The organism is Leptospira borgpetersenii serovar Javanica (assembly GCF_003046425.1).
GTDB classification, from domain to species: Bacteria; Spirochaetota; Leptospiria; order Leptospirales; family Leptospiraceae; genus Leptospira; species Leptospira borgpetersenii.
The window spans coordinates 1-13,538 of sequence record NZ_QAJG01000010.1; the positions used below are offsets into that span (position 1 = coordinate 1).

Sequence of the window (13,538 nt, forward strand, 5' to 3'; positions counted from 1 at the left end):
TTAACCGATTGATGAATTTCTTGATCTGCACTTCTTCCTATTTTATTTGTTGCTCTTTCAATATTTCCTTTGAATTGCTCGTTAAATACGCGATTCTGATCGTTTCTTTGTGGACATCCATTCCTACATATAATTTTCTTTTCATTGCGTTCCTTCTGTTGGTTTTCTTGTTTTGTGGTAAATGCTCGCATCTAACCCACGCTTTTCAAGCCCAGAAGGGGCGCCATTTTGTCTAAGACATTTCGTCCACACACATATTTGCATAATATTGGATCAGATCATGATCCAATACCTTTACGTTCTCATTCTCCAAAAAGACTATTTTTCTTTGTTTTAAAATCTTAAGTCCTCGTTTTAAAATTTCGTCGGAATCCCGAATGAGATAATTTCCCTTTTTAGTCAAAATCGTTTCCTTAATCAAATTCCTCAACTCGTCCATCTTTACTTCCGTTCCCGTTTCCACGATCAAACGCGCTACAAGTTGATTTGGTAAAATCCTCCTGTATTTTCTCCAACCTTGTGTAATTTCAAATCCAATTACTCCCACCGGATCTTCTTCATGTATATATCTTGAAACTGGAATCGGTTCACAAAGATCCATATATACTTCTTTTCTCTTATAGAAGAAATCCCTAAAGCCGGACTTCTTACCTTTTCCGCAAAACTCCTCATCCTCCGGAACGTTTTCATAAGATAACACAATCGGAACTATGATAACTTCGGAGCCGGTATGTTTATAGGCATCCACGGAAGTGGATAAAATTCCGGTTTTAATCGGAAGAATACCTCCCGTTCGAGAACGAGTTCCTTCCGGATACACCAAGGTCGGAATTCCAGCCTCCAACATCATCGTAGAATACTGTGTCAAACATTCCAAATATAGAATATTCCGATTTCTTTTTCTATCCACCATGTAAGCGCCGAGGGACTTCAATACGTTGGCAAGCCCAGGGGTAGCCATTACCTTTTTATCGGCGGCATATCGCGGTACTGGAAGTCCAAGCCATTTTAAACCGAAAGCGACTTCTAGCGAATCCAAATGCGATCTGTGAGTCGGCGTATAAAGAATATCGTATCTCGAAGCAAGAGCTTTCACTTCCTTGACACAACCGCCAATCTTAGGCAATCCAGTTCCCGATTTAAAGCCGTTTAAAATGTAACGAATTGGGATGATCAGATTTATGAGTGTATCACGCAAGAACGGCTTGTAATCATCTGCAATTTCAGAAACATAAAAATCTAATATTTTTGTTAGATCCTTATTTCCCTTTTCCTGAAACTTCTTTTCCACCTCGTTCCAAAGCTGTATCTCTTTTGGGATTTGCAGGAGATCCGTAATATCTTTGGATTCTTCCGCTTCTTTATACCTTTTTTCCAACGATTTCACAAGAAGCGAGGATTGTTTAACGATACGCTCCGTCATTCCCGGTTGACTGTTGATATGTCTTAATACATTTTTACTCAATGCTTCCTGAAACTTTTTACCGGAAGCCGTTCCCAAGCCGGAACGTTTTGTGGTGGTTTTAGAAATGTGACGAACCTCGTCGGAAGTAGACTTGGAAACGAAACGAATCAATTCTGTCGGAGAACCCTTCCTAGTAAGTATTTGAAAAAGAATACTATAGAGTGGAATATCGACATCCTTTTCCTCCGCCAAAGAAATAATCGAAGCAAGCGCAAAAGCTCCCTCTACGTGGCTTTCACTCTGACTGACTTCTTTTTGAATAAACTCGGCAGGATTAAAAAACAATTCGATTCTTTCAATCAGATTAGGCCGGTCTTCCCCGGAAATCAATTTATGTACAAATCTATGGCCGTATGCTTTGTTTCGACTATAACGGGAAGTGCAAGAAGCAATCAAATCCGCAAGGCCGTATTCTTGTACAGGTCTGGTAGGAATTCCGAGCGCTTCCAAAAGAGTAATAATTTCCGAATAACCGAGGCTGATAAGCTCTCCTTCAAAATTACTTCCGCATTCGGGAATTCCCGAAGCGATTCCGCAAGCGATTGCGATCGGATTTTTCATCACCCCGAACACTTCTAAGCCCATGAGATCTTCGTATGTTCTGGTATGACTACGAGAATCGCCGAATAACGTTTCAAAAATTTCGACCGATTGAGTTCCGGAAGAAGCCAAACAATAAAAACTATGATGACCCCGTTTTAATTCTCCCAAAATATTCGGGCCGTTAACCGCGGTGTATTCGATATTTTTTAATTCTCCCGTAACGGAAAGTTTATAAATATATTCAGAATATGTAATGCAATTTGTTTTTCTCCTTGTGGAGATAGATAAAAGTCCTTTCGTAAACGCAAAGACATAATGGGAGGAATTTTTATCCAGAATTTTGATCAATTCATCCAAAATGCCTTCCATCAATCTCGAAGGCACCGCTATCACAAGGACCCAAGAACCGCTTTTTAAAAAGTCAAATTCGCTTTTGACGTGAACATTCTCAGGAAGCGCGATCGAATCTTCGAGAACCGAGGCTATTCTTTCTTTTTCGATTTTTGCAGCTTTTTTTCGATCATCGTACCAAAGAAAAATTTCTTTTGCCTTAGGAGAAAGATACGTGGAAAGATAGATCCCCATCGGCCCGCCTCCCAAAACTGCGATATTAGCAGATATAATTGCGGATGATTTTATTTTTTCCATTCTGATTGCTATTGAGACGCTAAGAATTCGGGAAACAATCAGAAAATGGATCTTTTGCTTTCTTTTTCCGGGTTGCCTAACCGACAAATTACAAGAGAGTGGGTCTGTGACTTTATCGAGTGCCGCTAAAAAACACAACGGATTCTTTCTTTTTTTTCTATTCTTAAGTTATTTTCTCATCAGCTTCATAAACTGTGCCACATATTTTCAAAATAGGAAAAACGATCTAAAAGACATCTTTACCTTGGGAGCAGAAACTCCAGGTTATGGTGCAGGACTTAGAATCGGCCCTTTAGCGGCGGGTTTTGTTTTTCAAGGCGGAGAATCCGCCCCAGGTAAAAGAGATTTAGGAAAAGGTTACGGACTTCGCAGCGGTTATTTCGGTTTATACCGATCTCAACAATTGATTTTCGGAATTTTGGGAGGTGATACCTTTTTTCCTTTGGAAGCAGAAACACAAACGTCCGAAACGGAAGAGACATCCGAAACAATTTCTCCGGAAACTGCAGAAGAATTAAAAAGTTTGAAGAACTCGAAAACACCGGGAGATCTGGTCCCCGAGTTTTTAAATGAAAGATACAACATCAAAAGTCAAAAACTCCGTTATCTTTCGTTTTATAATATTCCCGTTGCGGAAAGACGAAAGAGAAAAAAGGAAGAATTTTACAAAAAATTCATAGAAGAACAAAATTTCGATCGGAACGATCCCGCGGTACAAAACGCATTACAAACTTTTAATAAACGAAAAGACGGTTATCCGAAAAGTTTTCTTTATCAGATCGAAGTTTATTTTGGTATTTACGTGGGACTTAGAATCGGATTTAATCCCGCGGAACTTCTCGACTTTTTAGTCGGACTCGCGGGATTGGATTTACTAGAAGACGATACTGCGAATTAAACTTTTTCCATTAGAGTTTATATTCCATCTTTTTGATCACACCTTTCTTATCTATCATAAGTCTGATGAACTTTGTATCTTCCGATATCGTTTCGGGCTTCTCAGCCAAGGTCTTATAAGAATTCTTTTGATAATCAGTGGAAACCAAATACCACTCTAGAATCGCGCCGTCTTGCGTATTCAGTTCCACCGATGGAGTCCCCAAAACGGCTTCCGCTTTAATCCGTTTATCTCCCTCTTTTATCATCCCTACTTCGAACATCCTAATATCGGAATTAGGCTGATACTCTTGTCTCGGAGGTTGCTTTTTATTTTCAGAACTGCAAAAGAAAAGAACCAAGATAAAAACTAAAATCGAAAACGTTGAAAATATCTTTTTCACCGTTATGCTCCTAAATCTAAATTTCAATCCACAAAGTACGATTTCTATTTTTAACCGTCGAGAGTAAAAATAAAGTTGGAATTCAAAAAATTCTTCTTTATCCTCACCAAAAAATCAAAATGGCTCCATGAACGATAAAGGGAACTTTATAAAAACTGTCCTAGTTACCGGCGGCAGCGGTTCTTTAGGTCTGGTACTTCTTCCAGAATTAGTTAAAAATTACAGAGTAGTTTGTATCGGAAGAAAACTTTCCTCTTTCCCCGATTCGATTCGATTTCACTCCAATTTTGTTTTTTACGAGGTTGATCTTGAAAACGATCCAGAATTTTCCATCAACGAAAAACCGGAATTTATCATTCATCTTGCAGGAAAGGTAAGCGGCCAAGCGTCTTCTTTAGAAGAATACAAAAGAGGAAACGAACTTTCGACCCAGAAGATCCTTCGATTCGCTTCTAAAAGTCGAACAACCAAGATTTTATTTTCGAGCTCTTCCTCCGTCTACGGTTTTTCAAATCAACCAGTTACCGAAACTTCGGTGTTAAACGGAAATACTTTTTACGCGATTTCAAAAATAGAATGTGAATCTCTCGTACGAAAATCCAAAAATCCTTTTGTGATTCTTAGAATCGCATCCATTTATGGACCCACCAGTAAAAGCTTTCTAAACAAACTCTTAAAACTATTTCAATACGGAATTCTTCTCTATTCCGGAAATCCAAACTTTAAAAAATCCATGGTTCATTCTTCCGATGTTGTCGCAATTATTTTGATTATATTAAAAAAATGGAATAAAGCATCCGGAAAAATATTCAACGTCGCATATCCGAGGGCATTATCTTCAAAAGAAATCGAAATTCTTTTTTTAAAATTGAAACCCGGAAAAAATTTTTTTAGATTAAAATTCAAGGGTTTAATCCTATTTCTATTTAACCTAGCGAATAGTTTGTTAACTAATATTTTTAAAAAGAAAATTAACTTGGAATATATTCAAGAATCTTCGGTCGTAATTTCGGACCTTATTCAAAAAGAATTAGATTTTCAATTCAAAATGGATTTCGAAGAAGGAATCCAAAGTGTTCTAAACAACACAATTTAAACCCGTTCATAAAACAAAATCGTCGAACCAATCTGAATGTTTGATAAAAAAGTAAAATTTCAACTACTCATCTCTACATAATAGAGTGTCTAGAATTCCGTGTCTAAATGTTGGATTTGTGCTCAAATTAACGGTACTCTATTTTATAGAGATCAATAATACTGAAACGTTTTTAAAATTTTCCGAATTAAAAACTCCATTTTATGATTCAATAAATTCAGAAAACATTCTGAATAAAAGATTCATTCGGTCTTTTCGGAAAGGATAAGCCACAATCGATCCAAACTATTCTTTAAATCGATGAGACTTTTTTTATCAACTTCTAAAATTTCAAGAAGTTTGCTCGGAATACCAACCGCTCTTTCTTTTAATTTTTTTCCTTTCAAAGAAAGAAAAATTCGCACCGAACGTTCGTCTTTTTCGGAACGCTTTCTAACAACGAGTTCTGAATCCTCCAGACGTTTCAGTAAAGGGGTCAAAGTTCCGGAATCCAAATACAGTTTTCTCCCAATTTCTTTTACACTACATCCATCTCCTTTCCATAATACCAAGAGAACGAGATACTGAGGATACGTTAGACCCAATTGGTCTAATATAGGACGATAGAGCGAGGTTAGCGCCCTAGAACAAGCATAAAGAGGGAAACAAATCTGATTTTCTAAAAAAAGATCTTTTGTACTCATAAAAAACCTGTTTCATTTTATGATATGAATTCGGTTTTTATTTTTTTAAAAGGTCTTGGATAACTTTTTCGATCTTTTCCGGCGTGGTAATGGGAGAATAACGTTTAATTACATTTCCTTGTTTATCTACTAAGAACTTCGTAAAATTCCATTTGATCGAGTTTCCGAAAAATCCGGAAGCTTTCTTTCTCAAAAACCGAAACACCGGATGGGCGCTATCTCCATTCACATCGATTTTTTTAAAAATCGGAAATTCAACTCCATAGTTTTTTTGGCAAAAATTCTTAATCGTCTCATCCGAACCCGGTTCCTGATGTTTAAACTGATCGCAAGGAAATCCGAGAATTTCTAACCCTTCCGTTTTGTATTTACCGTATAAATTTTGCAGGCCCGCATATTGAGGAGTAAAAGCACATTCACTCGCAGTGTTTACGATCAAGAGAACTTTTCCCCTATAATCTTCCAATCTCTGCTCTTTACCACTATTCAAAGTAGCCGTTAAATCGTATAATGTTTGGGTCATTTTAACCTCTATTTAGATTGTGCACAATTTAATTTTAAAAGATACAATTTTTTTAGTCAGGAAAAATTTTTGAGGCTCATTTCATTATAGAAGCTTAATCCTATTCTACAAAAAATTTAAAATCCGATCTTATCAAATAATCATAATACAATCAAAAAAATGTCGAACTCAAAAGTAAGGCGTAGAATTGAGTTAAAATTGATTCTATAATTTTTGAACAAATTGTGAATTAGAAATGAAAATCCTTAAGGTGTTGATTTTTTTAGAGAAAAGTTAAAATCATCCTATGACCCCTAAGTACAAAATTCTCATTCCCTTACCATCCGCTGATTTTGATCCATCTGAAAGCTCCATTCCCTGGAAAATTCTAAAAGAAAACGGCTATGAAGTATTCTTTGCAACCCCTAACGGCAAACCAGGATCGGCGGATTTTAGAATGCTCACCGGCAAAGGCCTCGGAATTTGGAAGCCCCTTTTAATTGCTCATAAAAAAGCGAGAACGGCCTACAATGAAATGATTTCCGACTCTCATTTTCAAAACCCACTTTCTTATAAGGACTTAAAACCAGAAGACTTTGAAGGGCTAATTCTTCCCGGCGGACACGCCCCCGGAATGAAAGAATACTTAGAATCAAAGGAGCTACAAGAATTTGTAGGTTCATTTTTTGCAACCGGGAAACCTTTAGGGGCGATTTGTCATGGGGTCGTTTTAGCAGCTCGAAGTAAAATACCTGGAACGGATCGATCCATCCTTTATGGAAAAAAAACGACGGCACTCTTGAAATCGCAAGAGATGGCGGCCTGGAATCTTACAAGACTGTGGTTGGGAAATTACTATCGAACTTATCCCCAAACCGTAGAAGAAGAAGTAAAATTGGCCTTAAGGGATCCAAAAGATTTTCACTTCGGCCCAAAACCGATTTTCAGAGACAATCATAAAAAACTGAAAAGAGGTCATGCAGTTACGGACGGAAATTACGTTTCTTCACGATGGCCGGGAGACGCTCACTCTTTCATAATTTCTTTCATGAAATTGTTTCCAGATCTCAAGAGAAAAAGTTCGGATTTAAGTATTCGAGGATAAAGAATGCAAGATAACTTACTTGTGACTCTCATCGTATTTCTTTCAGCAGCAGTCATTTCGGTTCCATTCTTCAAAAAAATCGGATTAGGTTCCGTCGTAGGTTATCTTATCGGTGGAATTATTATCGGCCCTTGGGGAATCGGTCTGATAACTAATGTGGATAGTATTCTTCATATTTCCGAATTTGGGGTTATTTTACTTTTATTTTTGATAGGTTTGGAGTTAAAACCCCAAAGACTTTGGATTTTGAAAAAACCCATTTTCGGTTTAGGCGGGCTTCAGGTAATTCTTACATTTTTTTTCTTCTTCACGATCCTTTCTTTTTTAGGCATGGAAAAATCCCAAGTAATCGTGATCAGTATTAGTATTTCATTATCTTCTACTGCTTTTGCCCTTCAGTTATTGGGAGAGAAAAACGAACTCAAAACTATGCACGGAAGAAGCGTTTTCGCAATTCTCCTGTTTCAAGATCTTGCCGTAATTCCGATTATGGCGATACTTCCTTTTTTAACGGAATCAGTCGCCGATCCAGGATCACAAGGAAGTATAAAACAAGTTGCAGTTGCAACCGGAACAATTCTCACGGTTATTTTAGCAGGAAGATTTTTAGCGAGACCTTTGTTCAAACTCGTAGCCTCCAGTGGGAATCATGAAATTTTCACAGCATTATCCTTACTGATCGTAATCGGAGCTTCATTACTTATGGACCAGGTAGGACTATCGATGGCACTTGGATCTTTTTTAGGCGGTGTGATCCTTGCAGACTCAGAATACAGGCACGAATTGGAATCAAATTTGGAACCATTCAAAGGCCTTTTTCTCGGGTTATTCTTTTTAGCCGTGGGAATGTCGATTAATCTTAGTGAAGTTTTAAAAGATCCGATTCTTGTACTTTTCTCTGCGCTCATTTTAATCCTCGTTAAAGCGACAGTGCTTTTTTTCATAGGAAAAATCTCTAACCATTCCAACGAAACTTCCTTAAATCTCTCTGTGACAATCGCCCAAGGCGGAGAATTCGCATTCGTAATCTTAGGAGTGGGCGTTTCCTTGTCCATTCTTCCAAAAGAAAGAGCCGACTTAGTCATTGCGATCGTCACTCTCTCCATGGGCTTAACTCCGATCCTTGGAATTTTCAAAGATAAAATTGCGGAATTGATTTTCAAAAAAGACCAAAATTTCAAAGAAGATACGATCGAAGAACAGAATCGAGTCATCATAGCGGGATTCGGACGATTTGGACAAATTATTGCAAGGATGCTTTTCGTTCACAGAATCGGTTTTACCGCATTAGAACACAATCCGGATCAGGTCAACGTTGCAAGAAAATTCGGTTATAAGATCTATTACGGAGACGCAAGTAAGTTGAGTCTTTTAAGATCAGCGGGCGCCGAACAAGCCGACCTATTTATATTAGCAGTTCAGGATATAGATATCTCCATAAAAGTCGCCGAGTTAATAAAAAAACATTTCCCGAATTTAACGATTATCGCAAGAGCGCGAAATCGAGAACACGTTTTTAAATTGATGGAACTCGGAATTCAAATCATTCGCAGAGATACCTTCGCTTCCGCACTTGAATTAGCGGGAGAAACTCTGAGAAAATTAGGTTTTATGGACTCGGAGGTGGAAAAGAAAATTAAAAAATTTAGAGCCCACGACGAATTAACCCTGAAAGGGCAGTTTCAAATTCGAAACGACGAAAAAGAATTTATTAAATTTTCAAAGAACTCAATGCATCAACTGGAGGTCGCTTTTGAAGCAGACCGCCAAGAAAAAGAAGGAAAATTATCAGATCAAAATCTGTCTTCTTTATAAAATACAATCGTCTCATTCTATAGGAAGACATTTCATCGTACTCAAATTAGTCAATAAATTATTTCAATTCAGATCTTATAAAAACTAACAAAAATATAACAATATAATTTATTTTTCTCTGTATTTTAGATCCAGTTCGACAGATATGTCCATTATAGGAAGCTTTTCCATCTTAAACTTCGCAAGAATTCAAGGTGGGAAAATCCAATTCTCTTCACTATTCTCTGCGGAGTGGCTTTTTACAAAGCCGCTCCGATTTTTTGAAACTTTTTCCAAATTCAAAAATTTTAAAGTGATTTTAGAATTTCTTCCCGTTTCTTTTTAAATTCCTCTTCGGAAATTAATTTCTTATCGAACAAGTTTTTCAGTTCTATGAGTCTTTTCTCGATATTTTTCGAGTCCTTTTCTTTTTGCGATTTTTCTACCGTAGCCTTTTCTAATATAGAAGGATGAATTTGAAAAACGACGTGAAATTTTTCGGATTTTCCTTGAAAATCCTTATAATAAGATAAAGCTCCGATTGCAGAATCTGGAATATAAACTTCCAGGGAAGGTCGAATATTCGATTCGGACAGAGAGTAATTAGACCAATCTTGAAACGTATAAGGTATTTGAAAATCTATGAATTGATTCAATTCAAAAAAGACGAAATGAATCGAATCGACTTTCGGATAAAGCAAAAACACCGTCCTTCGAATTCTCCGCCCCGGATTGATTGTGTCCTCTTTTTTTAATATCCAAAGTTGGTATGTATGATATGGAGAATGTTCAAACTTTTCATAAGAACGCTCAGCGATTTCCTTACTCAATTCCTTTGAAAAAATTCTAAATGCAGAATCGTTGATCAGAGAATCATTTTTGTTTCCCATTTGATATAAAGCACTTGCGATCAGACTTCTAAAATTATTTTTCTCTTCATTTTGAAGATAGGTAGCACTACGATCCAACCATGAAGGAAGTTCAGGACTGTTCTCAAAAGAATAGAATGCAATCGAATCAGAGAAATAATTCAGTTCTTTACGGATCCCTGCAAAACAGGAAAACGAAAGAATAATAAAAAACAGAACCATGACTTGACTCATAACAAACTCAACGAACGCTCCCTTTTCACCTACAACCATTTTCAAAAATGGGACTTAATCTGCAGGAATTAACATAATTTATGAGTGGAATTCTTAAACTTTTGTGAATTTCTCAAAAAATGAAAGCAGCCATTTTAAATTCAAGCTATTCAATCCTTCTTTTATAAACTAACTACGGTATAAATCGATACAAATATCGATTGTAGTAGTTCCCACAAGCTACTTCCGCCAAACTCTATTCCAACTATTCTGTGTTCCATTTAGTATTGCGTATTTATCTTTGAAAGAAGAAATAAAAACTTATCCGACTTACAACATATTGGGAGCGGTTTTTTGGAATGGGTATTGCTTGTAAGTTGGTGAAGCTTCTGCGAATACTTTATTTCTTTCACTTAATTCAATCAACATTCTTCCCACAAATGAAATTTTTGATCTCAAAAGAAAGTTAAAGAAACTGAAGTATATAATCATAGAAGGAACAGAAAGGACAACGGATAAGATTTACAAAAAGATTCTATTCCGAAAAAAAGAAAAGACATAAGATTAAAATTAGAACTTGTCCCAAAACCTCGGGTGTAGGAACTTCTACGAGAATGCTCCAACGATAAAATCCGTTAGAAAATCCATAAATCACCGATCTGCGGAAATTCACACGCTCTATTACGAACTTATGAAATGATTGCGCTGATTTTTTCTAGTGTTTTGGGACAAGTTCTAATTTTGACGAATAAAGATAAAACAATCTTATTCTTATCAAACACGATATGGGATAAAACGCACGGTCTTAACGTTGCAAAGAACCATAAAAATTAAGCGAACTATTGTGACGACAAATCATGATGAATACAGAAATCAAAATGGCAATGACCACAAATTGAAATAAGAGCCGGTATCAAAACCTAAAGAAAAATATCTCTAAACGATCCGGCAAATTTTTAAAAAACGTGGGAGTTCCCACAGAAACCGTCGCATTGGCGGTTTTCTCCCGTCGTTTAAAATTGTAATAGTTCCTACATTCCTAAGGTTTTGAGACCGGCTCTAAGTGTAATAGCCAAGATAAGACCTTACACTTCGTTCCTGTAAGTCTATTAATCGTTTATAAACTCTTAAAGTACCGTCAGCCTTTTTTCCCGGAATCCTTCTTTTTTAAAATGTCTCCGATCTTACCAAGATCTTCCGGTTTAATTTTTGTTTCCGCCGCCTTTCTATTTTCCTCCTGAATGTCTTTGTAAACTTCAGCTCTATGTACCGAAACGTTTCTTGGAGCTTTAACTCCAATTTTCACTTGATCACCTTTTATATCTACAATGACAATCTCTATGTCATCACCGATCATAATCGATTCGTTGGTTCGTCTTGCTAAGACCAGCACTTAATCCATCTCCACTGCAGCTGATGCAAGAATTTTTTCCCGAACAGAATGAGATTCATTTCTTGAAATAAATTGTTTTCCTAAAAGAGTTTCTTTATTAATTAAAATCGGACCTTGCATATTCGCGGTCATCAAAGCCGGATCTTCCCCCGGAACCGTTACGATCACCAACATCAAGCCATCTTCGAGATCAGTAATTCCTATCCCTTGTAATTCCTGTTCCGGGATCAAAGGTTTATATTCCTTTTTAAAAAGGGAAGGCGGAATGACCACGAATGCAAGATCCACTTCTTCTACAGATTGAAGCCATTTAAAAACGGATTCTTCCTCCTCTTCTATGAGTGCAAATTTTTTATAATCTTCAAATCCGAGCAAACCTTCCGGAAAGGAAAGGATTTGTTTTTCGGATATTTGCATTTTTCCAAACGGTTTTGTTTGAATCTCGATTTCCATTCTAAATTTTTACCTTCGAATTTCCCTTCTGAATATTTTACGGCGGATCATCAAAACCGAACTAACTTTAAAAATAGAATCAAAGTTATAAGAACCTGAGACAGAACCTTGCAACTTGATCTTTCTGACAAAACGAAAAAACTCAAGCCACGTTCGCTCCCTAAGGGTCGCTCCGCGGGTTTTGGGACGCGCTGTAAGGCCCAACTCATTTTTGATTACCTCAGAAAATCCATCAATGTCGGTTTAATAATTTTTGATCCGACGTTAAGAGCATACTGATGTACGGTTTCCAACCACTTCATATTCATAATGGTCTCCGGAAAATCAATCCCTTCGTTTTTGGAAAGAAGTTCCGTCATATAAGATTTATCAAAGTCAACTCTTTGAGCGTGTTCTTCCATTCGGTTCATTCTAGCGCCTACGACCGCACGATAACGAAGAATATTTTCCATCGCTAAATCCAAATCCTGAAGATCACGTCCAGAAATTCTTTCTTGATCCTTTTGAATAAGGTCGTTTCTGAATTGAATCATCACATCGAACACGGAAAGGCCGGTTACAGTGGCGGATTTTGAATAATTATTCGGAGGCTCAGAAGTAGCGGAATCCACAAGACCGATATCCCTTAATATCGTTCCTCCTTCTATGTCCTCCATCCAAATTTGATGTGGAGCCGTTGAACTCAAACTGATGTTATCCTGAGCAAGTTTGTTTGCTTTCACTTCCAAAGGAGAATTGTTAATCTTGTCGATAATATCATCAATTGTATCTCCAGCCGAAACGTGAATTTCAACTCCGTCGATTTTAAATTTTTGATCCGAAGAAGTCACGTAACCGGAATTATCCACTTTACTCGTGATACTCATGTTCGTTCCCCAGAAAACTTTGTTCCCTGGTACGGTTACGGGAATGTATTCTCCCTTTTCAATCTCTCTCAGTTGTTCTCCAATATCACCTCGATACTCGACACCGATATATTGGTTTTTTAATTCGATTCCTTGAAGACCTTTAATCTTGGATTCTATCGGTTCGAACGGAGGTCTTTCAATCACATGACCGCCGAATAAGGGACGCCCGGTCGCATCTCTTGTGTTTGCAATGTCGACTAACGCTCTTAGAATTTCGTCGATCTCTTTTCCAATCGCAACTTCGAGTTCGAAACCCTTATCGCCTTGATAAATACCGTTGGACGCTTGAACGGCCAGAACTCGCGCTCTTTGAAACAAAGAGCCGATCCGATCCAATTCTCCGTCGATCTGTTGAAGACGGGAATTTCCGTCGTCGATGTTTCTTTGGAACGTATCGAGTTCATTCAAACGAGAACGAAAAAACATCTGATTTGTAGCACGACCAGGTTCATCAGAAGGAAGACGAATTCTTTGTCCTGTGGAAAGCTGATTTTGCGTCTCATCCATGTTGAGCTGATGTCTGTTTAAATTATGAATCAGACTGTTGTTCTGCATCATGTTCGTAATGCGCATCATAAACTTTTCT

Annotated in this window: 13 protein-coding genes and 1 pseudogene; 5 read left to right on the top strand and 9 right to left on the bottom strand. The window is 37.3% G+C overall.

The genetic code is table 11. The annotated features are described in order from the left end of the window. Window positions 1-40: 40 nt before the first annotated feature. Both CLV95_RS09495 and CLV95_RS09500 read right to left on the bottom strand, forming a co-directional pair. Window positions 41-145: pseudogene (locus tag CLV95_RS09495) on the bottom strand (IS110 family transposase); the annotation flags it as partial. Window positions 146-232: 87 nt separating this feature from the next. Continuing rightward, window positions 233-2,656, bottom strand: coding sequence for a 1-acyl-sn-glycerol-3-phosphate acyltransferase (locus CLV95_RS09500; RefSeq protein WP_107694938.1), 2,424 nt, complete (start codon window positions 2,654-2,656; stop codon window positions 233-235). Between the two features lie 106 nt (window positions 2,657-2,762). On the opposite strand from CLV95_RS09500, the gene CLV95_RS09505 reads away from it, so the two are divergent. Then, window positions 2,763-3,554, top strand: a complete 792-nt coding sequence (locus tag CLV95_RS09505; protein ID WP_002721737.1) for an LIC13411 family adhesin — start codon at window positions 2,763-2,765, stop codon at window positions 3,552-3,554. A 10-nt stretch (window positions 3,555-3,564) separates the two neighbouring features. Here the strand turns inward: CLV95_RS09505 and CLV95_RS09510 are convergent, their stop codons facing one another. Then, window positions 3,565-3,936 (bottom strand): LIC13410 family lipoprotein, encoded by a 372-nt coding sequence (locus tag CLV95_RS09510; RefSeq protein ID WP_002721759.1) that lies wholly within the window; start codon window positions 3,934-3,936, stop codon window positions 3,565-3,567. Window positions 3,937-4,063: 127 nt separating this feature from the next. Between CLV95_RS09510 and CLV95_RS09515 the strand changes: the two genes are divergently transcribed. Next, window positions 4,064-5,032: an NAD-dependent epimerase/dehydratase family protein gene (locus CLV95_RS09515; protein WP_002732574.1), complete on the top strand. Its 969-nt coding sequence runs from the start codon at window positions 4,064-4,066 to the stop codon at window positions 5,030-5,032. Window positions 5,033-5,274: 242 nt separating this feature from the next. Here CLV95_RS09515 and CLV95_RS09520 read toward each other — a convergent pair whose 3' ends face one another. Both CLV95_RS09520 and CLV95_RS09525 read right to left on the bottom strand, forming a co-directional pair. Continuing rightward, on the bottom strand, window positions 5,275-5,715 hold the full coding sequence (locus CLV95_RS09520) for a MarR family winged helix-turn-helix transcriptional regulator (RefSeq protein ID WP_002721716.1): 441 nt from the start codon (window positions 5,713-5,715) through the stop codon (window positions 5,275-5,277). Window positions 5,716-5,752: 37 nt separating this feature from the next. Further along, entirely contained in the window at window positions 5,753-6,238 is a 486-nt protein-coding gene (locus tag CLV95_RS09525; protein WP_002730518.1) for a glutathione peroxidase, read from the bottom strand. 286 nt (window positions 6,239-6,524) lie between these two features. Here CLV95_RS09525 and CLV95_RS09530 point away from each other — a divergent pair, with 286 nt between their 5' ends. From CLV95_RS09530 to CLV95_RS19780, 3 genes are all read left to right on the top strand, one after another. Further along, a complete protein-coding gene (locus CLV95_RS09530; protein ID WP_002721729.1) occupies window positions 6,525-7,322 on the top strand; it encodes a type 1 glutamine amidotransferase domain-containing protein in 798 nt (265 codons plus the stop codon). Between the two features lie 3 nt (window positions 7,323-7,325). Continuing rightward, complete coding sequence (locus CLV95_RS09535) at window positions 7,326-9,137, top strand: monovalent cation:proton antiporter-2 (CPA2) family protein (protein WP_002721757.1); 1,812 nt, start codon at window positions 7,326-7,328, stop codon at window positions 9,135-9,137. 145 nt (window positions 9,138-9,282) lie between these two features. Beyond that, entirely contained in the window at window positions 9,283-9,462 is a 180-nt protein-coding gene (locus CLV95_RS19780; RefSeq protein WP_002721780.1) for a hypothetical protein, read from the top strand. Here CLV95_RS19780 and CLV95_RS09545 read toward each other — a convergent pair. The 4 genes from CLV95_RS09545 to CLV95_RS09565 all read right to left on the bottom strand — a co-directional run bounded on the left by CLV95_RS09545 (window position 9,425) and on the right by CLV95_RS09565 (window position 13,525). Continuing rightward, window positions 9,425-10,219 (bottom strand): LA_1326/LA_4305 family lipoprotein, encoded by a 795-nt coding sequence (locus CLV95_RS09545; RefSeq protein WP_016749330.1) that lies wholly within the window; start codon window positions 10,217-10,219, stop codon window positions 9,425-9,427. The two genes, CLV95_RS19780 and CLV95_RS09545, sit on opposite strands and share 38 nt — an antisense overlap. Before the next feature lie 1,117 nt (window positions 10,220-11,336). After that, window positions 11,337-11,591 carry a carbon storage regulator CsrA gene (csrA, locus tag CLV95_RS09555; protein WP_011669197.1) on the bottom strand — a complete coding sequence of 85 codons (255 nt, stop codon included), beginning with the start codon at window positions 11,589-11,591 and terminating at the stop codon, window positions 11,337-11,339. Further along, window positions 11,592-12,044, bottom strand: a complete 453-nt coding sequence (gene fliW / locus CLV95_RS09560; protein ID WP_002721750.1) for a flagellar assembly protein FliW — start codon at window positions 12,042-12,044, stop codon at window positions 11,592-11,594. A gap of 215 nt (window positions 12,045-12,259) precedes the next feature. Then, window positions 12,260-13,525, bottom strand: a complete 1,266-nt coding sequence (locus CLV95_RS09565; protein ID WP_002730519.1) for a flagellar hook-associated protein 3 — start codon at window positions 13,523-13,525, stop codon at window positions 12,260-12,262. Between the last annotated feature and the right edge of the window lie 13 nt (window positions 13,526-13,538).